We start from the raw sequence: 22,438 nt of genomic DNA, 5'->3' as shown, positions 1-22,438 counted from the left end.
CCAGATATTCGAGATACCTGGCGGCCTCGTGCCGTCACTCTCCAAGGCGTCGTTCCCCTGCGGAACGGCGCCTTTTGTCGTCCGGGACCCAGGAGGTGGCCGCTGATGCGCACCCTCGTTCTGAACGCCGGCTACGAACCATTGGCCGTCGTCTCCTTCCGCCGGGCCATCGTGCTCGTCCTCGCGGGCAAGGCCGCCGTGGTCGAGAACGGCCCTCATCCCGTGGTCAGCGAGATGCTGACGGTCGACCGGCCGTCGGTCATCGTGCTGTCCCGCTACGTCAAGGTGCCGCACGGCCGGGTCATCCCGGTGAGCAGACGTGGGGTGCTGCGTCGAGACGAGCACCGCTGCGCCTACTGCAACGCCCACGGCTCGACGATCGACCACGTGCTGCCGCGGAGCCGGGGCGGTCAGGACACCTGGGAGAACCTGGTGGCGTGCTGTATTCGCTGCAACAACGTGAAGGGCAACCGCACGCCGGAGGAGATGGGGTGGACGCTCTCGGTGCGCCCGCGGGCCCCGCGCGGTCCGGCCTGGGTGGTGCGGGGGGCGGACGTGCGGGAGCCCTCGTGGGAGGAGTACCTGGGAGCGGCGGCGGCCTAGGCCCGAGAGGGCGGCCAAAATACCAAGGTCTGAGCCAGTGGGTCCCTCCAACCTCTGGCTCAGACCGAGGAGATCGCAGTGGCCACTGATGAAAGCCGACCGGGGAGCGCCCGCCCGTATCCGGGTGACACGCAAGAAGTCTGGTGCACCGGCGCTCTCGGCGCCGGTGCGTTGGAGAGCCTGCCACACGGATGCTGATTTAGCAAAGTGTCATGACTGCCCGTAATCAGACCATTAGTCATTGCAGGTCGGATTTATGTGACCGACACGTATCGCAATCCCGGTCGGCCGCTCAGCGCTTGCCCGTATCGAGCCGCACGGTGCCCGTCCAGGCCGACCCGGGCGCCAGCTCCACCGGTTCGAGCAGCGCCGGCTCGATGCAGACGAAGCCGCTCTCGCCTCCGGGGGGCACGTCGCCGAGTCCGTGGCCGGCTCCCGGGTTCCAGACCACGCGGTCAGGAAAGCCGTTGGCCGTGACCACCAATCGGCCGAGCCGGGAATCGTCGAGGGTGACCGGGCCGCCGGCCCCCTCGACGGCGATGTCGCGGGTGCCGAGCGCGAGCAGGGACTCGTCCAGCTGCTGCTGCGAGCCGTCCGCGTTGTCCGAGGCGGTCAGGCCGCCGAGTCCACCGACCGTCGTGGCGGGATCACCCACGGTGAAATAACTGTGCAGGGCGGCGGTGAAGCTCCACGGGCGGTCATCGGTGTTGCGTGCGGTCAGGGCCAGGTCGAGGGTCTGGCCGGCGGCGCGGGCCGTCAGCTCCAGCTCGAACGCGTAAGGCCAGATGTCACGGGTGTTCTCGTCGTCCGTCAGCTTCGCGGTCCAGGTGCCGGCGCCGGACTCGACGACGCTCCAGGCGCGGTTGCGGGCCACGCCGTGCTTGGGCAGCGGGCCCCGGCCGGCGAACTGCGGGAAGATCACCGGCACGCCGCCGCGGATGGCCAGGCCCGGACCGCACTCGGCGGTGGGGCTCAGCCAGAGCCGGGGCTCGCCGCCCGCCGGGGTCCAGCCGAGCACGTGCCCGCCGTGTGCGCAGACCACGAGTTCGGCGCCGTCCGGGCTGGTCAGGGTCTGGGAGGTGCAGGGGTCGATCGCCATGGCGGCATTCTGTCGGCCCGGGGTGAACACGAGAGGCAAGCACGCCACGCGAATAAGCAAGAGAGCTGGACTGCCCGGCGCCGGTAGCATCGATCGAGGCAAAAGCCCTACCTGGTGAAAGGTCCTTCGATGCACGACCCGCGCGCCCTGCTCGACCCGGGAACCGAGGCGGTCCGCCGTCTCGCCCGCCGGGGGTACGACCTCGACACGGCTGCCCTGGAAGAGCTGCTGTCCACCCGCAACGCCGGCATCAAGACCGCCGACGACCTGCGCGCGGAGTCCAAGAAGGCGGCCGCGGAGGTGGGAAGGACCGCCAAGGCCGGCGGTGACGTCACCGCGCTGAAAGAGCGCGCCCGCGAGCTGAAAGACCAGATCAAGGCGGCGGAGGAGAGCGCCGAGGCGGCGGCCGCGGATCTGCGCGACCTGATGCTGAGCATCCCCAACCTGCCGCTCGACCGGCTGCCCGACGGCTTCAGCGACGAAGACGCCACCGAGGTGCGCCGCTGGGGCACGCCGCCGCAGTTCGACTTCACCCCGCTCGACCACGTCGAGCTGGGCGAGCGCACCGGCATCCTCGACTTCGCCCGCGCCACCAAGCTCTCGGGACCGCGCTTCCGCGTGGCCCGCGGTGCCGGTGCGGCCCTCGAGCGTGGCCTGGCCTCGTTCTTCCTCGACGTGCACACCCGTGAGCACGGCTACACCGAGTTCTCGGTGCCGCACCTGGTCATGCCGAGCGCGCTCGAGGGCACCGGGCAGCTGCCCAAGTTCGAGGAAGACCTGTTCCGCACCCAGGCCGGCACCCGTGACCTCTACCTGATCCCGACGGCCGAGGTCCCGCTCACCAACCTGCACGCCGACGAGATCGTCGAGCCCGGTGAGCTGCCGCTGGCCTACACCGCGTGGACGCCCTGCTTCCGCTCGGAAGCCGGTTCGTACGGCCGGGACACGCGCGGCCTGATCCGGCTGCACGAGTTCGAGAAGGTCGAGATGGTCCGCATCGTCGCGGCCTCGCAGTCGCAGAACGAGCTGGAGAAGCTGGTCGGCCACGCCGAGACGGTTCTGCAGCGCCTGGGCCTGGCCCACCGCACCATCCTGCTGGCCGCCGGGGACACCGGTTTCGGCAGCCAGAGCACCTACGACGTGGAGGTCTGGCTGCCCGGCCAGGACACCTACCGCGAGATCTCGAGCTGCTCGGACTGCGGCCAGTTCCAGGCGCGGCGTGCGAACATCCGCACCCGCACCGAAGACGGCAAGCGCGAGTTCGTGGCCACGCTCAACGGGTCGGGCCTGCCGATCGGGCGCACGATGGCCGCGGTGCTCGAGAACGGCCAGCAGGCCGACGGGTCGATCGTGATCCCCGAGGTGCTCGCCAAGTACACCGGTTTCAGCACGATCCACGCCGACGGCAAGACCGACTGAGCCGACCACGCGAACGAGGGACGCGTCGGCACCCACGGGTGCCGACGCGTCCCTCGTTCGTTCTGGTCGCCTACTGAGTCACCACGCGCTTGGCGTCGATCCGCTTCTCCTTGGGCCACTTCACGTCCCAGACCCACCCGGCCTTCTCGAACAGCCAGATGAGCCGGGCCGAGATGTCGATCTGGCCGGGGTCGACCCCGTGCCGCGCACAGGTCGGGTCGGCGTGGTGCAGGTTGTGCCACGACTCGCCGAAGCTCGGGATCGCCAGCAGCCAGACGTTCGAGGCGCGGTCCTTCAGCGTGGTGCGGAACGGGCGCTCGCCCAGCACGTGGCAGACCGAGTTCACCGACCAGGTGACGTGGTGGATCAGGCCCACGCGCACCAGCCCGGCCCAGAAGTACGCGGTGACGAAACCGTGCCACGACTGCGTCACCAGCCCGCCCACGACCGCCGGGCCGAACAGGCTGAGCAGCAGGAAGGCCACGAAATTGCGCTGGATGAAACGGATGTCGCGATCGGCCACCAGGTCGGGGGCGAACCGCCGGGAGTTCGAGTTCTCCCGCGTGAACAGCCAGCCCATGTGCGCCCAGAGCATGCCCTTGGCCAGGGCCGGCACGCTCTCGCCGAAACGCCAGGGGGAGTGCGGGTCGTTCTCCTCGTCGGAGAACTGGTGGTGACGGCGGTGGTCGGCGACCCAGCGGATCGGCGCACCCTCGATCGCCATCGTGCCCGCGACCGTGAGCAGGATCCGCATCGGGCGCTTGGCCTTGAACGCGCCGTGGGTCAGGTAGCGGTGGAAGCCGACCGTCACTCCGAGCCCGGTGAACAGGTACATCACCACGAACAGCACGACGTCGGTCCAGCCCAGCCAGCCGCCGATCCAGGCCACCGGAATCGCGGCGGCCACGGCCAGGAGGGGCGCGGTGACGAAGAACCAGAGGAAGGCGATCTCGGTGCTGCTCTTGCGTCCGTAGGTCAGGGGGAGCTGCGCGCGGCGGGGTTTCCGCCCCGCTGTTCCCTCGATCTCGCCGGCGGTCATGGCAACCCCTGTCGATGGCGTCATGGCGGCCCGTCCGGGCCGCTTTCTTACGCAACCGTAAGCTACGAACCCGTAGGTTGCGCAAGCCCCGGGGGCCGTGTGAAGGAAGTGACGCACGGGTCGAGCTGGCCAATTGGCACCGGACGGTAGGTGCCCGACAGAATCAGTGGTCGTGCCGTCCCAGCGTGTTCTCGCCGTGACCGCCCTCGCCGCTCTCGGTGGCCTGGCCGGGTTGCTCAGTGCGGGTGGATCCGGCTCCGCCGACGACTCGCAGGCCACCTCCCAGGTGCGCGGCGGGCTGGTGAGCGCGGCCGCTGCGGGCACCGTCGGCGAGGAGAACGCCCTCCCCGGCACCCGCGAGTGGCGCATCACCGCCGCCCAGGGGCGCGCCTCCGGACTGGCCGCGTACGCCGGAGCGACCACCGCGTCCCCCGGTGACAAGGTTCCCCTCTTCCTGAAGGGCGAGGGGCCGGTGCAGGCCACCGCCTACCGCCTCGGCTGGTACGCCGGAGCCGGTGCGCGTCAGGTGCAGCAGGCCGTCTACCAGGCCACCCCGCAGACCGGCGCTCCCGCGTCATGGACCTCGACCGCCACCGTCGACACCACCGGCTGGCCCGAGGGGGCCTACCTGATCCGTCTCGACCTGGGCGCGGCCAGCCGCTACGTGCCGCTGACGGTCACCACCGGGCGCAACGGTGTGGCCGGCCGGGTGGTCGTCGTGACCTCCCCGATGACCTGGGCCGCGACCGGCCGGGCGACCTCCGCACAGCAGGGCGGCAAGGTCACGCTGAACCGCCCGTACCTCACCGGCGACGGCAGCGGCGGGCTGCTCGCCGAGGCCGGGCTGATCGCCCAGATCGAGCGCACCGGAACGGATGTCGTGTACCTGACCGACGCCGACCTGGCCACCGCCCCGGAGCTCGCCGACGGCGCCACCGCGCTGCTGGTCGACGGCGACAGCCGCTACTGGACCGCCCGCATGCGCAACGCGGTGAACGACGCCGTCGAGGGCGGTACCAACCTGGCGTTCTTCGGAGCCGGGTCGGCCCAGACCAACGTCGTCCTGCAGGGCGCCGACGGGCGCACGTTCACCGTCGCCGCCCTGGCGACCGCGTCGTCCACCCGCCTCACCGGCTCGGCCGCCACCTGCACCGCCGCCGAGCCCACCGGCCTGCGCGTGACCGACCCGTCGTGGTGGGGCTTCCGGGGCACCTCGGCCGACAACGGTGAGGTGCTGCCGCAGCTGGTCTCCGGGCGGCTCGACCGGCTCAACGAGTCGCAGGGCGCCACCGTGGTCGCCTCGGCCGACCTCGACTGCGGCGCCACCCAGGCCACCAGCTACCTCGAGAAGGACTCCGGCGCCGGGATCTTCACCGCCGGCACCCAGGCCTGGGCGTGCACGATCAGCAACGCCTGCACCGACGCGTCCGGCCGCCGCATCCAGGTCGACGCCCGCTCGCAGCAGGTCGCGGTCATGGTCACGCGCAACGTCGTGCAGACCTTCGCGACCGCCAAGGCCGCGCGCAACCTGCCCTGACCCGGCCCCGGCCGAGCCTCGGACCCGACGCGCGCCGGAGCCCGCGAACAGCCTCTAACGGGTCGGAGGGTCCAGGTCGGCGTCGTGGGCGAGGATCGCGATCTGCACCCGGTTCGACACCCCGATCTTCGTCATCACCCGGGACACATGAGCTTTCACGGTGGCGACGCTCATGTAGAGCTCCTCGCCGATCTCCGCGTTCGACCGGCCCTGCCCCACCGCCACGGCCACCTCGCGCTCGCGGTCGCTCAGCGGGTCCAGACGGGTGCGGGCGGCCGCGCGGCGCTTGGCGTGGTCGGGCACCGTGGGCGGGGCGCCGACGTGCCGGATCAGCTGCCGGGTCACGGCGGGCGAGAGCATGGCGTCGCCCGCGGCCACCGTGCGGATGCCCCGCACCAGGTCGGCGGGCGGGGTGTCCTTGAGCAGGAACCCGCTGGCCCCGGCCCGCAGCGCGCGCAGCACGTACTCGTCGGCGTCGAACGTGGTCAGCACGATCACCTGCGGCGCACCGGGTTCGCGGGTGAGCTGCTCGGTGGCGGCCAGGCCGTCGACGCGCGGCATCCGGATGTCCATCAGCACCACGTCCGGCCGGGTCTCGCGCACCACGGCCGGCACCTGCGAACCGTCGTCCGCCTCCCCGGCGACCTCCACCTCGTCACTGCCGGACAGCATCATCCGCAGCGCCGCGCGCACCAGCGCGTCGTCGTCGACGATCAGGACCCGGGTCTTGTCAGACGTCACGGGCCCCAGCCTCGTCCTCGTCCACGGGCCAGGGCAACCAGGCCCGGAGCCGGAAGTCGCCGGTGGTGGTGCGCCCGTGCTCGAGTCGCCCCTGCCCCAGATTCACCCGCTCGGCCAGGCCGACCAGACCCTGCCCGGCCCCGGGCATCTCGTCGGGCGGGGCCAGGGGTGCGCGGTTGACCACCGTGACGTCGATGCCGGTGCCGGGGGCGCCCGTCACCGTGACCCGGACCGCGGTGTGCGGGGCGTGCTTGCGGGCGTTCGTCAGGCCCTCCTGCACGATGCGGTAGACCGTGCGCCCGATCAGGCCCCCGGCCTGCGCCCCCAGCTCGAGCGAGACGTTCATGCCGGCCCGGCGGGACTCCTCGACCAGGTCGGGGATGTCGCCGAGCGTGGGCTGCGGACGGTCGGGGATGTCCTCGTCGCCGTGGGTGCGCAGCACGCCGATCACCTCGCGCAGCTCCTGCAGGGCCTGGTGCGCGCTGGCGCGGATGACCGCCGCCGACTCCGCCACCTCGGGCCCGGCCTTGTCGGCGCGGAACTCCAGGGCGCCCGCGTGCATGGTGATCAGCGAGATCCGGTGGCCGAGCACGTCGTGCATCTCGCGGGCGATGCGGGTGCGCTCGGAGGCCCGGGCCTGCTCGAGCAGCAGGTTGCGCTCGCTCTCGGCCCGTTCGGCCCGGTCGCGCAGCGAGACCACCAGCTGGCGCCGGGCCCGGGTGAACAGGGCCCAGGCGGTCACCGCGGAGATCAGCAGCACGTTGATGAACAGGTTGCCGAGGGCGCTGCTGCCGTTGAGATCGGGCCGGACGTAGAGGCTCAGGCAGCCGGCGGCCAGGTTGAGCAGGCCCAGCGGCAGCAGGTGCCGCAGCGGCCGGTGCACGATCACGGTGAAGTACAGGGCCAGGGCCGGCAGACCCGCGATCGCCGAGACCGCGGTGAGCGGGGCCATCAGGAAGGCAAGCCGCACCGGCCACCGCCGGCGCCACCACAGCAGCAGGATGCAGGGGACCCCGAGCGCCACGTCGAGCCCCTGCAGCACCGGGTGAGGGGGCCGGTCGGGCTCGGCGGTGACCATGAGCAGGACCACCATGAGCCCCGCGAGCAGGAACAACAGGGTGTCGACCGCCCAGTCGCGACCCGACCGCGGGCGGTGCCCACCCGCGTCCGTCATTCTGTTCATCTCGCCCGGTAGCCAGCCGGACATCGCGGGGGATTCGAGGCTCACCCCGCCACCGTAGGCACCCGAACGGGCCGTCACCATCACCCCAGGGATACCCGAGGTATGCCGGGGGACCGACTTTCGTCTAACCCGGAGGTGGACCGAGGGGGCCTCGAATCGGTCCGAAGACGGACGCGGGGAGGGCTACCGGCAAGGAAAGGTTGTTCCCGTGATCGAGATCGAGAACGTGACGAAGAGATACGGCAGCCAGACGGCCGTCGCCGATGTCTCCTTCCGCTGTGAGACGGGCACCGTGACCGGCTTCCTCGGTCCGAACGGCGCCGGTAAGTCCACCACGATGCGGATCCTGGCCGGCCTCACCCCCGCGACCAGCGGGCGTGCACTGATCGATGGCATTCCCTACCGCAGCCTGCCCAACCCCGGGCGCGCGGTCGGTGTGCTGCTCGACGCCTCCGCACAGCACCCCGGCCGCACCGGCCGGGAGGTGCTCACCCTCGGTTCCATGCTGCTCGGCCTGCCCCGCGAGCGGGTCGTGCAGGTGCTCGACCTGGTCGGCCTCGACAAGAAGGCCGCCGACAAGCGGGTCGGCAACTACTCGCTCGGCATGCGCCAGCGCCTCGGCCTGGCGCACTCCCTGCTCGGCAACCCGTCCACGCTGGTGCTCGACGAGCCGGCCAACGGCCTCGACCCCGAGGGCATCTTCTGGATGCGCGGTCTGCTGCGGGAGTTCGCCGACCGGGGCGGCACGGTGCTGCTCTCGTCGCACCTGTTGCACGAGGTCGAGGCGGTGGCCGACCACCTGGTGGTGATCGGCAACGGCCGCATCGCCGCCGACGGCAGCAAGAAGGAACTGCTCGCCGGGGCGGGCACCCTGGTGCGGGCCCTCGACCCGCAGCGGCTGGGCCAGGCCCTGGCCCAGCAGGGCGTCAAGGTCACCCCGACCGCCGACGGCGCGCTGCTCGTCGACGCCGAGGCACTGGTGGTCGGTCAGGCCGCAGCCGCCTCCGGCACCGTGCTCAGCGAGCTGCGCCCGGCCGACGGGGCCGGGCTCGAGGCCCTCTTCCTGCAGCTCACCGCCACCGCGACGGCCGCCGCCCCGGCCGGAGCCGTCAACAACGCCCCGATGGAGGCCGTCCGATGAGCGCCCAGACCGCCCTGCCCGCCTGGGCCGCGCCCGGCGCCACGCAAGACCTGAAGGTCAACCGCCCGAGCATGCTCACGCTCACCCGGATCGAGCTGCGCAAGATGGCCGACACCCGGGCCGGGCGCTGGCTGCTCATCATCACCGCGGGTCTGGTGGCCCTGGTGATCGGGGCGATGGCGATCTGGGGCGACGACGACAGCACCCTGCTGACCTACGTGCAGCTGGCCGCGTTCCCGATCACGGTCTTCGGGCCGGTGCTGGGGATCATGACGGTCACCAGCGAGTGGAGTCAGCGCACCGCCCTCACCACCTTCACCCTGGTGCCGCAGCGGGGCAAGGTGATCGCGGCGAAACTGCTGGCGGCGCTGGTGCTCTCGGTGATCACCATGGCCGTCACGCTGGCGGTGGCCGCCGTCGCCACGCTGTTCTCCGGTGCGCGCGACCCGTGGGACGTGACCGCGGTGGTCGTCGCCGAGCTGGTGCTCTTCGTGGCGATCAACTTCGCGATCGGCGTCGGGTTCGGCCTGCTGTTCGGCAACACCCCGGTGGCGATCGTCTGCTTCTTCGCCCTGCCGATCGTGTTCAGCCTGGCCTCGATGTTCTCGGCCCTGCAGACGCCGAGCGAGTGGCTCAACCCGAACGCGACGCTCGAGGTGCTCATCAACGCCGAGGGCATCAGCGGGCAGGAGTGGGCCAAGGTCCTGGCCACGGTGGCGCTCTGGATGGTCGCGCCCCTGGTGATCGGGGCCGTGCGCACGGTGCGGCGTGAGGTGAAGTAAGGCCTCTTCCGGGAGGGGACGGGAGCCGGTGGCCACGGAGGGTGGCCGCCGGCTCCCGTTGTCGTCCACGGGGTGTCGTCTGCGAGGGCACAGCACGCGGAGGGCATCTCATAGCTGGTTCACAGCGCGGATGCGGGATCTCCCCATCGGAGGGCCGAACTCTGGGGACATGGCAGAAAACCAGGGGCAGACGACGACCGCGGTGCCGGTGGACAACCACCCGGCCCCTGTCCGCAGCGACGCCCAGAACCAGACGCAGGCATCGGGCACCCCGATGTGGGCCCCGCCGCAGCCGGCCTCCGGTCAGCCCGGGGCACCGACGCAGCCCGGTCAGCCGGTGCAGTCGACCCAGCCGACCCAGCCGATCCAGCCGGGTCACCAGGCGCAGCCCGTGCAGTCCCTGCCGTCGGGCCAGGCCGGGCAGCCGGGCCAGATCGCGCAGCCGGACCAGATCGCGCAGCCGGGCCGGTCGGTGCAGTCGACGACCCTGATCGGTCCCGGTCAGCCGGGGCCCTACCCGCAGCAGTCAGGTCTCACCTTCGAGGTCCCGCAGGACCAGCTCGGCGGTGTCCCGGTGGCCGCCGGGGGCAGGGGTGGCAGTCTCACCGAGAAACTGAAGACGCCCGTGGCGGCGGCGGTCATCGGGGGCATCCTGCTGCTCGGTGTCGGTTTCGCGACCGGTTACGTGGTCGGCCACGATCGGGGGGCTTCCGCCTCGTCCACCACCAGCGACCAGAGCGGTTTCCCGGGTGGCGGTTTCGGCGGTCAGATGGGACAGGGCGGCCAGGGCGGCTTCCCGGGCCAGGGTGGCACGCAGGGCGGTACCCAGGGCGGTACTCAGGGCGGTACTCAGGGTGGGACCCAGGGCGGCACCCAAGGTGGGACGCAGGGTGGCACCGGCACGCAGGACGGCACCGGCACGTCCCAGGACTCCAGCGGCACCTCGCCGTTCGGTCAGTTCGGTCAGGGGCAGGGCCAGTTCGGTCAGGATCAGGGCCAGCTCGGTCAGGGCCAGAGCCAGGACGGCACGAGTGGCACCACCGACGGCACCACGGGTGGCACGACCGACTCGACCACCTGAGCGCACGGCCGGATGCCGGCGGGACATCCCCTCCGGTGGCCCGATGGCACCGGCCGTGCACTCTTCTGCGGAGGCTGTCGGCCCGCCGCCGTTCCCGGCGACGGTGGGACCGCCGCTCGACAACCGCTGTGACAGTAGCTCTCCGTCGCCACGCCCTTGTCCGGAACCGAGCCCGGTTGGGGTGTTCGGGCGACCGTGAGGCCGCCCGACCGGCGCCGGAGGAGCATTCTGCCCCCAGGTGCCGACAGCCGACAGATGCACCCCTGCACTCGGGAAACCCCCGGTCAGCAAGGGTGCATGCGTCGGCCGCTCAGTCTCCGAGGAGGTTGCGGGCGGCATCGACGTCGAGCTCGCCGGTGGCCAGCGCGCGCAGGGTGGCCAGCCGGGTGGCCTCGTCCGGGGCACTACGTTCCGTCGCATCCGCCGTGGTGGCCGGTGCCGGGGCCGAGGTGGCCGAGGGGCGCAGGCCGAGCTTGGACAGCAGGTCGTCGAACCGGGCCCGGGCCGTCGGGTAACTGACCCCGAGGTGCCGTTCGAGTTCCTTCATGTTGCCGCGCGAGGCCAGGAACACCCGCAGCACATCGAGTTCCGACTCCTCCAGTGCACAGAAGTCGCAGTGGTGGAAATGCCCGCTGATACCGGTGCCGCAGGAGTCACAGCCGAGCTGGGTGAGGTGCAGTTCGTCGCCGCAGACCGGGCACTGCTGGGGTGCCCGGTAGCCGCGCTCGCCGGAGGTGGAGCTCACGAAGGCACCTCGTCCCAGACCTGGGCGCCCACCGTCACCGAGCTCATCACCGCTTCGACCTTCAGCAGGTCGCGCCCGGAACCCACCACCGCCTCGGTGGTCTGGTCCTCCAGCGGCAGCGTGCTCACCGGGCGGTCGGGCAGCTGCAGCCGGCCCATCCGGTTCGTGCCGGAGATCCGCAGATCGCTGCCCTCGCGCAGGGTGATGCGGGCGGACGAGCTCTCCACGTAGATCCGGGACTCACCCAGCGGCACCGTGCTCAGCTTGACCGACGACGACATCGCCTCGAGATCCAGCTGCCCGCGCAGGTTCTCGGCCTTGAGCGAGCTCGCCACCACGCGCACCCTGAGCCCGCCGACCAGGCCGTTGAGCTTGACCTCGGCCCCCGTCGCCTCGAGCTCGACCAGCAGCTCGGGGTTCACCCGCACCAGAAGCTGGTGCTCCTTCCACGACCGCGCCCAGGTGAGGGTCTTGGGCAGGTCGCTGAAGCTGAAACCGCCGGGCAGGTTGCCGGAACGGTTCGCCGGGCCGGGCTCGTCGAGCGGCCCGGTGCCGGACACGACGAGGGTGGTGCCCTCCTGGCTGATCCGGTGCGGGCCGGTCACGTAGAGCTGGGCCACCGACGGGTCGGCCACGACCTGCACGGCCCGGTACGAGCCGAGTACCCGCACGGTGCCGATGGTTCCGCTGATCGGCGGGGTGCCACCCGCGTGCCTCGACGGCGGGGTGCCGAACACCGGGCCCCCGGACGCGGGCCTCCCGGTCGCCGCGGTCGTGGACGAGGTGCTGGGGGACGCCGGGGCCGCGGGCTCCGGTGCCGGGACGGGCGCCGGTGGTGTGGCCGGCTTCACCTTCTGCTCGTCGATCGCCTTCATGGCCGCCTCCGGGCTGATCTCCCCCGAGGCGACGCTCCTGAGAATCGCTTCCAGTTCGTCACTCATGCTCAATAGTGAAACCCAAGCTTCGACAATTGTGAACCCTGACTTTCCACTTTGGGGGGACACCCTGAGATGCGGAGATCGCGTTCAGGGGCGAGAGTGAAGGCAAGCGAGCTGAAGGAGATCGTCATGAGTGCCACTGACAAGATCAAGAACACCGCGCAGAGCGTGGCCGGCAAGGCCAAGGAAGCCGTCGGTAAGGGCACCGACGACCAGCGCCTGGAGAACGAGGGCCGCGCCGACCAGACGTCGGCCGACGTCAAGCAGGCGGGCGAGCACGTGAAGGACGCGTTCAAGCACTGACGGGTTCTGTCCCGCGCTCCACGTCGAGTCCTCCCCGGCTCCTCCGGAACTCTCGTTCCGCAGGAGCCGGGGATTCGTCGTTTGGTGACCGGCGCGTCCCTGATCGAAAGGCAGGGTTTGCGTCACTGAGTGCCAAAACGCGCTTACCGTCCCGCCTCGGAGGGGTTAGGCGGGACGGTAAGCGTTACTTGCAGAAGCCGGCCCAGCCGCAGCGCAGCGTCTCGGGGGGAAGACGGGTGCGCGCGTAGTCATGAGACCGACGGCATCCATGGTGCCATCGAGGTCGTTGCGCCGTCAACCATTAGCGGTAAGCTGGACCGGGTGCATGAGAACGACGCCCCCGCCGCCGACGACACCTGGCTCAGCGAAGCCGAGCAGGGCGCCTGGCGGGCGTACCTGGACAGCACCCGCATGCTCTTCGCGGCTCTCGACCGGCAGCTCGCGGCCGACTCCGACCTGACGCTCACCGACTACGACCTCCTGGTTCGTCTGTCCGAGGCGCCCGACGGCAAGCTGCGCATGCGCGAGCTGGCCGATCTCACCCTCTCCACGCGCAGTGGGGTCACGCGGGCGGTCACCCGGGCCGAGCAGGCCGGCTGGGTGCGCCGGGTGGAGTGCGAGGAAGACCGCCGGGGCATGAACGCCGAGCTCACCGACGCCGGGCGGGCCAAGCTGGCCGCCAGCGCGCCGGGTCACGTGCGGGCCGTGCGCGAGATGCTGATCAACCAGCTCACCCCCGAGCAGCTCGGCCAGCTCACCGAGATCGGCCTGCGCGTGCAGGGCAAGCTCCACGCGAACGAGAGCTAGAACAAAACTCGGTCACGGAGGGTCAAGCGGGTTCACCCGTTTGCCGATGCGCCTGTCATGAACCCCTCCGCCATCCTGCTCGAACGCCTCCTCGGAATCGCCGAGGGGGTTGCCGCTTTCGGTGACCAGCTCGACGAGCCGGCCGGTACCCGCCTGTCCGCCGCCGCCCGCGAGGCGGTCGACGAGTACTGGGAGCAGATGCGTGGCTACCCGAACGGTGCTCGTTTCTGGCGGGACGAGATCTTCGCCCTCCTGATGAGCACCAAGCACGCGGCGGTCAGCTGAGCAGTTTCTCGGTCTCGCGCCCGGGGGCAGGATCCGCGTCCGGCCCCCGGGAGCCGATCGCCCGGGCCGCGAGATGGTCTGCCACGGTGACAGATTCGTAACGCACGTCTTCGTCGGCGCAGCCGGGCAGTACCGAGATCACCGCGTCGGCATTGCCGTCGTGGAAGAACGCGGCCGAGCGGCGGCGCACCAGGGTGCCGTTCTCGTCGGTCGGCGGCAGCACCCGGTGCGGTGTGGAGACCCAGCGGTCGTTGGTCCAGCGGGCCAGCAGATCGCCCAGCTGCACGAGAAGTGCTCCGGGCTCGGGGATCACGTCGTGCCATTCACCGTTCGCGCCGAGGACCTGCAGCCCCCGCACCGACGGGTCGGCCCACAGCACGGTGAGGATGCCCGGATCGGTGTGCGTGCCCAGGCCGACCTGCCCGGTGGGCAGCGCGGTTTCGGGCGCCGGGGCCCGGTAGTGGTTGAGCCGCAGCACTTCCAGGGCGTGGTCCTGATAACCGGTGAAGAAGGCCGGGTCGAGCCCGAGCGCCACCGCCATCACCGACGTCATCTCGCGCGCCACCCGCGCCGCCTCGCCGAACCAGGCCAGCACGCCGGGCTCGAAGCTCTCCGGGCGCAGCGGCCAGAGGTTGGGCGCGTACTGCAGTTCGTCGAGCTCCAGGCCGGGGAAGTCCTCGCTGCTGCGGCCCATGTTGAAGGCCTCGAAGAGGTCGGCGGCGGAGTGCGAGCCGATCCCGAGCCGTTCGGCGCGCGGTGGCGTATATCCGCGGTTGAACTCCGGCGACGCCGGGCGCAGAGCCTTCTTCTGCCACATCGGCAGGCCGAAGAATCCGTCCATCGCGGCGATCAGCCCGGCCTCCACCTCGGCCGGAACGCCGTGACCCACGACCTGCACGAAACCGGCCGTGGACCCGGCCCGGTCGAAGGCCGCGGCCACGAGGGCGCGGTCGGCCGCCGTGCCGTCGCGGAACACGGCCAGGTCGATCGTCGGGACGTCGAGTGTGTGGCCTGTACCCATGAGCCTGATCTTCCCCTCCGTCGCGCCGATCGGCTCGCCGAGTGATCCGGCGAAGTTCCGACGGTAGAGGCCGGCCATGAACACGGCGTTACGCCGCGCCGGGCTGGATTTCACCGTGATTGCCTGACGTTCACGGCCCGGTGACGCTCAGATCGTGTACGACCACGCGGGGCTCACCGGACGCCGGGCGACCCGGGCGGCGTTGAGGCTGCCGGTGGCCGCCACGATCCAGCCGGTGAGCAGGCCGGTGAACAGGGCCACCGCGAGCCACTCGAGCACCAGGGCCCCGGTGGCTCCGGCCAGCCCGGCCGCCCCGGTGGCGCAGGTGCCGACCGGGAAGGTGAAGGCCCACCAGGTCGGGGCGAACGGCAGTCCGGCCGGGGTGCGGGCCGTGTGCAGGGTGAGGGCGAACGCCAGAACGGCCCACAGCAGGGCGAATCCGAGCACCGGCACGCCGTAGACCACGCCGAAGGCCCGCAGCGCGGTGGCGTAGGGATCGGCGATGGCCGAGTCCGCCTGCCGCCCGAGCGCCACCGCGGCGGTGACCGACTGACCCAGCGGGCCGAGCACGATCCACAGCGTGGGAACCATTTTCGCGGGCGGCAGGCCGTGGTGCAGCAGCCGGGCCCAGATCTGGGTGATGATCACGACCGAGGCGATCAGGCTGACCCCGAACAGGCCGTAGAGCGCCAGTAACAGGGTGAGGCGGGGCTGGCCGGCCGGCAGGTGCGGCAGGAGGGCGGCGCCGGTCGTGGCCGAGACCATCGGCGGTACCACGGACATCAGCCACCCGCCGAACGCGGCGTCGGCGCGGCCGAGCCCGCCCGTGATGTGCCGATAGGGCACCAGGACGGCACTGACGAGTCCCATCGCCGTGCCCAGCGTCCAGAGCGTGGAGGCGGCCACCAGGGCGGCGCGTTCACCGATCAGGTCGCCACCCACGAGCAGCGCCCCGGCACCCACGGTGAGCACGGCCATCGGCGGTGCCCCGTAGAAGTGGGCGACGACCGGGTGGCGAAGGTGTGAGCGGGCGATCGCGCGGTGCCGCACCCACTGCGTCAGTGTGCCGACGGCCAGGACTACGAGCGTCGCGGTAGCCGTGAGCCAGGCCCCGACCGCGAGTTCGTGCAGGCCCCGGCCGGGGGAGAGGGCCGTGGCCGCGGTGGCGACGATGCCGGTGCCCATCACCGCGGCGAACCAGTTCGGGGCGAGAGATGCGGTCAGGCCGGGTTTTTGCGTCCGGACGCGTCGAACGGCGGTGCGCGGTGCGGTGAGGGTCACGCTGTCGAGTCTGGTTCGGTGCCGGGTCCGGCGGAACGGGGCGCGCACCTGGATGGTCACAGGGTGGCCTTGTGACCCTCAGGGTAGGTACCGCGCTCGTAGTAGGCCCAGGTGTCGATTTCTGGACGATGTGCCCGGCCGCCGTGATCACCATTCTTCTGAGGGTGGGGCGTCGCCGCCCCGCTTCTCGGAAATCAGTCACCTGGAGGGGATTCATCCGTCATGACCGCACTCGCCCGATGGTGCTATCGGCACCGGTACGTCGTTCTCGCGCTCTGGCTGGCGTTGCTGGTCACTCTGGGCGCCGTCACCGCGGCGCGCGGTACCTCGTACTCCGACGAGTTCAGCCTGCCCGGAACCGAATCCTCCAAGGCGCTGGAGCTTCTCGAGCAGGCCAGCCCCGACCAGGCCGGTGACACGGCCCAGATCGTGCTGCACGCCGAGAGCGGCAGCATCACCGACGCCGCGCTCGAGCAGCGGGCCGCGCCGATGCTGGCCGAGGTCGCGCAGTTGCCGCACGTGGTCAGCGTGACCGGTCCCTACGACGAGGCCGGCGCCGGGCAGGTCAGCCAGGACGGCACGATCGCCTTCGCCACCGTGCAGTTCGACGGCCTGGCCGCCGACATCCCGGTCGAGGACATCGACAAGGTCATCGACACCGCGCAGGCGGCCGACGGCGACGGGCTTCAGGTCGAGCTCGGTGGCCAGGCCGTGCAGTCGCAGGAGATCGGCGGGGTGGCCGAGATCATCGGTGTCGTCGCCGCCGCGATCATCCTGTTCATCGCCTTCGGCTCGCTCTTCGCCAGCCTGATGCCCATCCTGGTGGCGCTTTTCGGCGTCGGCGTGGGCATCATGGCGATCGGCCAGCTCTCGTTCGGCATGTCGCTCTCGCAGATCGCGCCCACCCTGGCCGCGTTGATCGGCCTGGGCGTCGGCATCGACTACGCGCTCTTCATCGTCACCCGCTTCCGTAACGGGCTGAAATCCGGTCTGCAGCCCGAGGAAGCGACCGCGCGGGCGCTGAACACCTCGGGCCGGGCCGTGCTCTTCGCCGGTGGCACCGTGGTCATCGCGCTGCTCGGCCTGCTGGTGCTGAACGTGAGCTTCCTGGCCGGCATGGGCGTCGGCGCCGCCATCACCGTGCTCGCCACGGTCGCCGCCGCGATCACCCTGCTGCCCGCCGCGCTCGGCTTCTTCGGGATGCGCCTGCTGAGCCGCCGCGAGCGGCGACAGCTGGCCGAGAACGGCCCGTCGGCCAGCCATGCGCAGGAGGGCTTCTGGGGACGCTGGGCGCACCGGATCGCCAACCGGAAGGCGCTTTTCGGAGTGGTCGCGACCGCGATGATCGTGGTGCTCTCGCTGCCCGCGCTGTCGGTGCGCCTCGGCCTGTCCGACGCCGGCAACGACCCCGAGACCAGCACCACCCGTCAGGCCTACGACCTGCTGGCCGAGGGCTTCGGCCCGGGTTCCAACGGCCCGCTGCTGCTGGTCGCCGAGCTCGGCGACGACTCCGACGCGCAGGCCCTGACCTCGTTGGCCACCACGCTGCAGCAGACCCCGGGCGTGGCCGCGGTGACCGCCGTGCCCACCCAGCCGGGCGCCACGATCGGGATGATCCAGGTGATCCCGACCAGCTCGCCGCAGGACGAGAAGACCAGCGAGCTGATCCAGCGCCTTCGGGACGACGTGATCCCGCCGGCCGAGAACGGCACCACCATGCAGGTTCACGTGGGTGGTGCGACGGCGATCTTCGACGACTTCGCCGACGTCCTCACCAGCAAGCTGCCCCTGTTCATCGGCGTCATCATCGGCCTCGGGTTCCTGCTGCTCCTGCTCGCCTTCCGCAGCATCGTGGTGCCGCTGACCGCCGCGGTGATGAACCTGATCGCGGCCGCCGCCTCGTTCGGTGTGCTGGTGGCCGTGTTCCAGTGGGGCTGGGGCTCGGAGCTGATCGGCGCCGGGCCGGGTGGTCCGGTCGAGGCCTTCCTGCCGGTGATCATGCTGGCGATCCTGTTCGGCCTGTCGATGGACTACCAGGTGTTCCTGGTCAGCCGCATGCACGAGGAGTGGACGCACACCAGGGACAACGCCCGGGCGGTGACCGTGGGCCAGGCCGAGACCGGCCGGGTGATCACGGCGGCCGCGCTGATCATGATCTTCGTGTTCGCGGCCTTCATCCTCGAGGGCCAGCGGGTGATCGCGGAGTTCGGTGTGGGGCTGGCGGCGGCGGTGGCGATCGACGCCTTCCTGATCCGCACGATCCTGGTGCCGGCCGTCATGCACTCTCTCGGCAACGCCAACTGGTGGCTGCCGGGCTGGCTCGACCGGATCCTGCCGCACCTGTCGGTGGACCCGGCCGACGAACCGCTCCCGGAGGAGACCGCGGGGGAACCACCGGCCGCCGAACTGGTGTCCCGGTGACGAGTCCCCGGCCTACAGTGCTCAGATGGGACTGACTCTGCCGAAGACCGTCGGCCACCCCCGGATCCATCCCCGGGTGGCCGACGGTCTTCGGGCCGTGGCGCTCCTGGTCCTGGCCGTGACGATCAGCCTGAAGCTCGACGAGAAGCACCCGGGCACCGGCTCCGGCCCGGTCATGCTGGCCGTGACCGCGATCTTCGCGGTGCTGCTGCTCTGTTCACCCTGGCCGAAGCTGGCCCTGGCCTGCACCACACTCGGGGTCGCGGGTGTGCTCTGGCACCTCGAGGGGGCCACCTCACCGGTGATCCTGGCCGTCGGGGCGGCGATGGTCTCGGTCGGCCTGCAGGGCAACCGCCGTCACAGCATCATCTGCTGGGGGCTGAGCAGCGCCACGATCATCGTCGGCGAGAACCTGGGGGCGGGTGGGATCGACGTCGGCCGCAGCATCGGGTCGCTGCTGTGGGTGGGCTTCTTCGCCGCCGTGGGGGAGGCCGTCGCCAGCAAGAAGGCCTACGTCGCGGCGATCGAGGAGCGTGCCCACCGGGCCGAGCAGTCCCGCGAGGAGGAGGCCCGGCGCCGGGTCGCCGAGGAGCGGTTGCGCATCGCCCAGGAACTGCACGACGTGGTGGCTCACCACATCGCCGTGATCCACGTGCAGGCCTCGGTGGCCGAGCACCTGGTGCGCGACAAGCCCGACGAGGCCGGAGAGGCACTCACCCATGTGCGCCGTTCCAGCCGAACGGTTCTCGACGAACTCACCGGGCTGCTCAACGTGCTGCGCCGGCCCGGTGACACCAAGACCCCGGTCGAGCCCGCCGCCGGGGTGGAAGACCTGCCCGGCCTGATCCACTCGTTCGAGTCCTCCGGCCTGCGGGTGGTCTGGACCATCCGGGGCGAGCGCCGTCCGCTGCCGCCCGCGGTCGACCTGGTGGCCTTCCGCCTGGTGCAGGAGGGGCTGACCAACGCGCACAAGCACGGGTCCGGCTCGGCCCGGCTCGACGTGGTGTTCACCGCCGAGGCCGTGACGATCGACGTGGTCAACGCGCAGGGGGTGCTGGCCCGGCCGGCCCGCGACGACGACTCCCTGCTCGGTGGGTACGGCCTGATCGGCATGCGCGAGCGGGCCCTGGCGGTCGGTGGCCGGCTGCGGGCCGCTCCCGAGCCCGACGGCACCTGGCGGGTGCGGGCCGAGCTGCCGGTGCGCCCGGAGGAGCCGGAGAAGAAGGAACCCGAGAAGCGGGCCCCCGAGCCGGTGGCCGCCGAGAAGACCAAGGGCCCGGCCGTCTGCCTGCCGGCCCGGCTCACCGGTGCCTCGGCCTCAGCGTCGGTCTCCACCACGGCCGAACCCGGCACCGCCTGAACCCCGGAACCCGCCTGACGCCTGGAACCGCCTGAAGTCCGGAACCCGCCTGACGCCTGGAACCGCCTGAACCCCGGAACCCGCTTGAGCCCGGAACCGCCTGACCGCCCTGATGCCCGGAAACCCCTGACAGCCCCGAACCGTCCCGGGCGTCCCCTGAGAGAAGCGTGATGACGAACCAGAAGACCCGCGTCCTGCTGGCCGACGACCAGGCCCTGATCCGTGCCGGGTTCCGGGTGCTGATCGACTCGGCCCCCGACCTGGAGGTGGTCGGCGAGGCCGGCACCGGGCGGCAGGCCGTCGACCAGGTGCGCTCGCTGCGCGCCGACGTGGTGGTGATGGACATCCGCATGCCCGACCTCGACGGCCTCGAGGCCACCCGGATGATCTGCGCCGACGACGATCTGGCCGGTGTGAAGGTGCTGGTGGTGACCACTTTCGAGATCGACGAGTACGTGCTCGCGGCGCTGCGGGCGGGGGCCAGCGGGTTCGTCGGCAAGGGCGTCGAGGCCGACGAGCTGCTCACCGCCATCCGCACCGTGGCCAGCGGCGACGCCCTGCTCTCGCCCCGCGCCACCCGTGGCCTGATCACCGAGTTCCTGGCCCGCCCGAGCAGCGTGAGCCCACCCACGCCGGAGCAGTTCTCGGCGCTGACCGAGCGTGAGCGGGAGGTGGCCACGCTGGTGGCGCTCGGCCTGTCGAACGACGAGATCGCCGAACGGCTCTTCGTCAGCCCGCTCACCGCCAAGACCCACGTGAACCGGGCCATGACCAAGGTCGGCGCCCGCGACCGGGCCCAGCTGGTGGTGGCCGCTTACCAGAGCGGCCTGGTCAGCCCCTAGTTTTCGTACGTCACGCCGCGCCAGAACGCCACCCGGTCACGGATCTGGGCCGCGGCGTCCTTCGGTGTGGGGTAGTACCAGACCGCGTCCGGGTTCGTGGCCCCGTCGACATTCAGGGAGTAGTACGACGCGGTGCCCTTCCAGGGGCACACCGTCGTGGTGTCGCTCGAGGTCAGAAGGTCTTGCCGCAGCGACGAGGCCGGGAAGTACGGGTTGCCCTCGACCTCGACGATGTCGTCGGACTCGGCGATCACGGTGCCGTTCCAGATGGCGCGCACGTTTCCTCCAGTGACTCGTCCCCGATGACTGTGAATCAGGATCCATTCACCCAACGGGGCTGACCTCCGGCGTATTTCTGCTTAAGGTTCTGGGGTGCAATGGACCGATTCGGCACGATTGATCCGGGGCAGCGCCACCGCGCTGCGCCGGTCAGCTGCGGTGGCGGCCTTTCTCCTGGCGGTCGCCGTGGTCCTGATGATGTCCGGATCAAGCGTCGCGCAGGAGAAGAAGACCCTGGCCGACCAGGCCACGGTCAGCCCCTCCGGCACCGCGTTCGCCACTCCCACCAGCTCCTATCCGTTTCCGACGGCCAGCCTGATGCCGAGCGCCGGCACCGCCACGGCCTGGCCGTTCGACTCGCTGCCGAGCAGCAGCAAGTCGCCGACGCCGACCGCCGAGGGTGCCTACGGCATCAGCAAGACCGACGGCCTGACCTCCTCGGGCATCCCGGCCCGGGCCGAGCAGGCCTACCGGGCCGCCGCCGCGTCCCTCGCCCGCACCGACCCGTCGTGCCGGATCGACTGGTCGCTGATCGCCGGGATCGGCCGGGTCGAGAGCAACCACGGCCGTTACGGCGGCTCGTCCATCACCTCGGCCGGCGTGGTCACCCCGTCCATCCTGGGGGTGCGGCTCGACGGCTCGACCCCGGGCACCGCGCGCATCGGTGACACCGACAACGGCGCCTACGACGGCGACTCGTCCGTCGACCGCGCCGTCGGCCCGATGCAGTTCCTGCCCGGCACCTGGAAGGCCTACGGCAAGGGCAACCCGCAGAACATCGACAACGCCGCTCTCGCCGCGGGCACGTACCTGTGCGCCGGTGACGGGGTTCTCGACAACCGCACCGGCCAGGCCGCCGCCGTCTACCGCTACAACCGCAGCAACAGCTATGTCTCGCTGGTGCTCTCGCTGGCCACCGCCTACCGCACCGGCCAGTCGCAGACGGTGCCGGACACCTCGGACGACGAGACCCCGAGCCCGGGCCCGACGCACACGGATCCGCCCGGCACCGCTCCCGGTCCGCCGCCGGCGATCCCGAAGCCGCCGAAGAGCACGCCCACCAAGACGAGCACCCCCAGGCCGACGAGGTCGACGAGCAGGCCGACGCCGACGAAGTCGACCACCAGGCCGACTCCCACCAAGAGCACCGGCAAGCCCCCCGCGTCCCCCACTCCCACCAAGACCACCGACAAGCCGACGACGAGCCCCACCACGGGCCCGACGACCGGCCCCACGACCGGGCCCACGACCAGCCCGACCCCGAAGCCCGACGACCCCACCACGTCCCCCACCCCCACGGACGATCCGACGCAGACCTGCGAGCCCGAGGAGACCCCGACGTCCACCCCGACGCCGACTCCCACCGGCACGCCGTCCCCGACGCTCACGCCGTGCGACGAGGAGACCGAGGCCCCGGCCGACGGTGACCGCCCTTCGGGCACTCCGGTGGCGAGTTAGCGGCCGAACCAGAACCCGGCCCACGAAGGACGCCCACCAGCCCGCATCGGGCTGTTGGGCGTCCTTCATGGGG

The 22,438-nt window shown here is 71.3% G+C and carries 22 protein-coding genes; 13 read left to right on the top strand and 9 right to left on the bottom strand.

What is annotated here, in order from left to right; translation table 11 throughout:
- Positions 1-105: 105 nt before the first annotated feature.
- Entirely contained in the window at positions 106-603 is a 498-nt protein-coding gene (locus J2S57_RS08220; RefSeq protein ID WP_307240143.1) for an HNH endonuclease, read from the top strand.
- Between the two features lie 292 nt (positions 604-895).
- Here J2S57_RS08220 and J2S57_RS08215 read toward each other — a convergent pair whose 3' ends face one another.
- Positions 896-1,702: a D-hexose-6-phosphate mutarotase gene (locus J2S57_RS08215; protein WP_307240141.1), complete on the bottom strand. Its 807-nt coding sequence runs from the start codon at positions 1,700-1,702 to the stop codon at positions 896-898.
- Between the two features lie 129 nt (positions 1,703-1,831).
- Here J2S57_RS08215 and serS point away from each other — a divergent pair, with 129 nt between their 5' ends.
- Complete coding sequence (gene serS, locus J2S57_RS08210; protein WP_307240138.1) at positions 1,832-3,121, top strand: serine--tRNA ligase; 1,290 nt, start codon at positions 1,832-1,834, stop codon at positions 3,119-3,121.
- A 70-nt stretch (positions 3,122-3,191) separates the two neighbouring features.
- Here the strand turns inward: serS and J2S57_RS08205 are convergent, their stop codons facing one another.
- Positions 3,192-4,160: an acyl-CoA desaturase gene (locus J2S57_RS08205; RefSeq protein WP_307240136.1), complete on the bottom strand. Its 969-nt coding sequence runs from the start codon at positions 4,158-4,160 to the stop codon at positions 3,192-3,194.
- Between the two features lie 172 nt (positions 4,161-4,332).
- Between J2S57_RS08205 and J2S57_RS08200 the strand changes: the two genes are divergently transcribed.
- Positions 4,333-5,697 (top strand): N,N-dimethylformamidase beta subunit family domain-containing protein, encoded by a 1,365-nt coding sequence (locus J2S57_RS08200; protein WP_307240133.1) that lies wholly within the window; start codon positions 4,333-4,335, stop codon positions 5,695-5,697.
- A gap of 54 nt (positions 5,698-5,751) precedes the next feature.
- Here J2S57_RS08200 and J2S57_RS08195 read toward each other — a convergent pair whose 3' ends face one another.
- Positions 5,752-6,447, bottom strand: a complete 696-nt coding sequence (locus J2S57_RS08195) for a response regulator transcription factor (protein ID WP_370882597.1) — start codon at positions 6,445-6,447, stop codon at positions 5,752-5,754.
- Positions 6,428-7,666 carry a sensor histidine kinase gene (locus tag J2S57_RS08190; protein WP_307240114.1) on the bottom strand — a complete coding sequence of 413 codons (1,239 nt, stop codon included), beginning with the start codon at positions 7,664-7,666 and terminating at the stop codon, positions 6,428-6,430. The genes J2S57_RS08195 and J2S57_RS08190 overlap by 20 nt, the downstream gene beginning before the upstream one ends.
- Before the next feature lie 163 nt (positions 7,667-7,829).
- Between J2S57_RS08190 and J2S57_RS08185 the strand changes: the two genes are divergently transcribed.
- From J2S57_RS08185 to J2S57_RS08175, 3 genes are all read left to right on the top strand, one after another.
- Positions 7,830-8,762, top strand: coding sequence for an ATP-binding cassette domain-containing protein (locus J2S57_RS08185; protein WP_307240112.1), 933 nt, complete (start codon positions 7,830-7,832; stop codon positions 8,760-8,762).
- Positions 8,759-9,544 carry an ABC transporter permease subunit gene (locus tag J2S57_RS08180; protein ID WP_307240110.1) on the top strand — a complete coding sequence of 262 codons (786 nt, stop codon included), beginning with the start codon at positions 8,759-8,761 and terminating at the stop codon, positions 9,542-9,544. Before J2S57_RS08185 ends, J2S57_RS08180 begins: the two co-directional genes overlap by 4 nt.
- A 169-nt stretch (positions 9,545-9,713) precedes the next feature.
- Complete coding sequence (locus J2S57_RS08175) at positions 9,714-10,625, top strand: polyadenylate binding domain-containing protein (protein WP_307240108.1); 912 nt, start codon at positions 9,714-9,716, stop codon at positions 10,623-10,625.
- A gap of 310 nt (positions 10,626-10,935) precedes the next feature.
- On the opposite strand, the gene J2S57_RS08170 is transcribed toward J2S57_RS08175, so the two are convergent.
- Both J2S57_RS08170 and J2S57_RS08165 read right to left on the bottom strand, forming a co-directional pair.
- On the bottom strand, positions 10,936-11,370 hold the full coding sequence (locus J2S57_RS08170; RefSeq protein ID WP_307240107.1) for a DUF2089 domain-containing protein: 435 nt from the start codon (positions 11,368-11,370) through the stop codon (positions 10,936-10,938).
- A complete protein-coding gene (locus J2S57_RS08165; protein ID WP_307240105.1) occupies positions 11,367-12,311 on the bottom strand; it encodes a DUF4097 family beta strand repeat-containing protein in 945 nt (314 codons plus the stop codon). Before J2S57_RS08165 ends, J2S57_RS08170 begins: the two co-directional genes overlap by 4 nt.
- Positions 12,312-12,437: 126 nt before the next feature.
- Here J2S57_RS08165 and J2S57_RS08160 point away from each other — a divergent pair, with 126 nt between their 5' ends.
- The 3 genes from J2S57_RS08160 to J2S57_RS08150 all read left to right on the top strand — a co-directional run bounded on the left by J2S57_RS08160 (position 12,438) and on the right by J2S57_RS08150 (position 13,703).
- Positions 12,438-12,611 (top strand): CsbD family protein, encoded by a 174-nt coding sequence (locus J2S57_RS08160; RefSeq protein WP_307240103.1) that lies wholly within the window; start codon positions 12,438-12,440, stop codon positions 12,609-12,611.
- A gap of 321 nt (positions 12,612-12,932) precedes the next feature.
- Entirely contained in the window at positions 12,933-13,418 is a 486-nt protein-coding gene (locus tag J2S57_RS08155; protein WP_307240101.1) for a MarR family winged helix-turn-helix transcriptional regulator, read from the top strand.
- A 57-nt stretch (positions 13,419-13,475) separates the two neighbouring features.
- The gene (locus tag J2S57_RS08150) at positions 13,476-13,703 is read left to right on the top strand and encodes a hypothetical protein (RefSeq protein ID WP_307240099.1); all 228 of its coding nucleotides are present in this window, start codon (positions 13,476-13,478) and stop codon (positions 13,701-13,703) included.
- Here the strand turns inward: J2S57_RS08150 and J2S57_RS08145 are convergent.
- On the bottom strand, positions 13,696-14,724 hold the full coding sequence (locus tag J2S57_RS08145) for an isopenicillin N synthase family dioxygenase (protein ID WP_307240096.1): 1,029 nt from the start codon (positions 14,722-14,724) through the stop codon (positions 13,696-13,698). The genes J2S57_RS08150 and J2S57_RS08145 overlap by 8 nt on opposite strands.
- Before the next feature lie 147 nt (positions 14,725-14,871).
- Positions 14,872-16,005, bottom strand: a complete 1,134-nt coding sequence (locus tag J2S57_RS08140) for a TDT family transporter (RefSeq protein ID WP_307240094.1) — start codon at positions 16,003-16,005, stop codon at positions 14,872-14,874.
- Between the two features lie 222 nt (positions 16,006-16,227).
- Here J2S57_RS08140 and J2S57_RS08135 point away from each other — a divergent pair, with 222 nt between their 5' ends.
- From J2S57_RS08135 to J2S57_RS08125, 3 genes are all read left to right on the top strand, one after another.
- Positions 16,228-18,426 (top strand): MMPL family transporter, encoded by a 2,199-nt coding sequence (locus J2S57_RS08135; protein WP_307240092.1) that lies wholly within the window; start codon positions 16,228-16,230, stop codon positions 18,424-18,426.
- 25 nt (positions 18,427-18,451) lie between these two features.
- On the top strand, positions 18,452-19,786 hold the full coding sequence (locus tag J2S57_RS08130; RefSeq protein ID WP_307240090.1) for a sensor histidine kinase: 1,335 nt from the start codon (positions 18,452-18,454) through the stop codon (positions 19,784-19,786).
- Positions 19,787-19,956: 170 nt separating this feature from the next.
- On the top strand, positions 19,957-20,628 hold the full coding sequence (locus J2S57_RS08125; protein WP_307240088.1) for a response regulator transcription factor: 672 nt from the start codon (positions 19,957-19,959) through the stop codon (positions 20,626-20,628).
- Here J2S57_RS08125 and J2S57_RS08120 read toward each other — a convergent pair.
- Positions 20,625-20,906, bottom strand: a complete 282-nt coding sequence (locus J2S57_RS08120; protein ID WP_307240087.1) for a DUF427 domain-containing protein — start codon at positions 20,904-20,906, stop codon at positions 20,625-20,627. The genes J2S57_RS08125 and J2S57_RS08120 overlap by 4 nt on opposite strands.
- A 94-nt stretch (positions 20,907-21,000) precedes the next feature.
- Between J2S57_RS08120 and J2S57_RS08115 the strand changes: the two genes are divergently transcribed.
- Positions 21,001-22,365, top strand: a complete 1,365-nt coding sequence (locus tag J2S57_RS08115; RefSeq protein ID WP_307240085.1) for a lytic transglycosylase domain-containing protein — start codon at positions 21,001-21,003, stop codon at positions 22,363-22,365.
- Positions 22,366-22,438 lie beyond the last annotated feature (73 nt).

This window comes from Kineosporia succinea, from assembly GCF_030811555.1.
In the GTDB taxonomy this organism is placed as follows: Bacteria; Actinomycetota; Actinomycetes; order Actinomycetales; family Kineosporiaceae; genus Kineosporia; species Kineosporia succinea.
The sequence above is the reverse complement of the archived record's forward strand: the minus strand, read 5'-3'. Positions and strand labels throughout refer to the sequence as shown.

Coding starts and splice junctions, on each gene's coding strand:
- J2S57_RS08125 (WP_307240088.1), top strand. CDS start 19,957: ATGACGAACCAGAAGACCCGCGTCCTGCTGGCCGACGACCAGGCCCTG.
- J2S57_RS08205 (WP_307240136.1), bottom strand. CDS start 4,160: ATGACCGCCGGCGAGATCGAGGGAACAGCGGGGCGGAAACCCCGCCGC.
- J2S57_RS08150 (WP_307240099.1), top strand. CDS start 13,476: ATGAACCCCTCCGCCATCCTGCTCGAACGCCTCCTCGGAATCGCCGAG.
- J2S57_RS08180 (WP_307240110.1), top strand. CDS start 8,759: ATGAGCGCCCAGACCGCCCTGCCCGCCTGGGCCGCGCCCGGCGCCACG.
- J2S57_RS08175 (WP_307240108.1), top strand. CDS start 9,714: ATGGCAGAAAACCAGGGGCAGACGACGACCGCGGTGCCGGTGGACAAC.
- J2S57_RS08215 (WP_307240141.1), bottom strand. CDS start 1,702: ATGGCGATCGACCCCTGCACCTCCCAGACCCTGACCAGCCCGGACGGC.
- J2S57_RS08130 (WP_307240090.1), top strand. CDS start 18,452: ATGGGACTGACTCTGCCGAAGACCGTCGGCCACCCCCGGATCCATCCC.
- J2S57_RS08220 (WP_307240143.1), top strand. CDS start 106: ATGCGCACCCTCGTTCTGAACGCCGGCTACGAACCATTGGCCGTCGTC.
- J2S57_RS08145 (WP_307240096.1), bottom strand. CDS start 14,724: ATGGGTACAGGCCACACACTCGACGTCCCGACGATCGACCTGGCCGTG.
- J2S57_RS08160 (WP_307240103.1), top strand. CDS start 12,438: ATGAGTGCCACTGACAAGATCAAGAACACCGCGCAGAGCGTGGCCGGC.
- serS (WP_307240138.1), top strand. CDS start 1,832: ATGCACGACCCGCGCGCCCTGCTCGACCCGGGAACCGAGGCGGTCCGC.
- J2S57_RS08135 (WP_307240092.1), top strand. CDS start 16,228: ATGACCGCACTCGCCCGATGGTGCTATCGGCACCGGTACGTCGTTCTC.
- J2S57_RS08165 (WP_307240105.1), bottom strand. CDS start 12,311: ATGAGTGACGAACTGGAAGCGATTCTCAGGAGCGTCGCCTCGGGGGAG.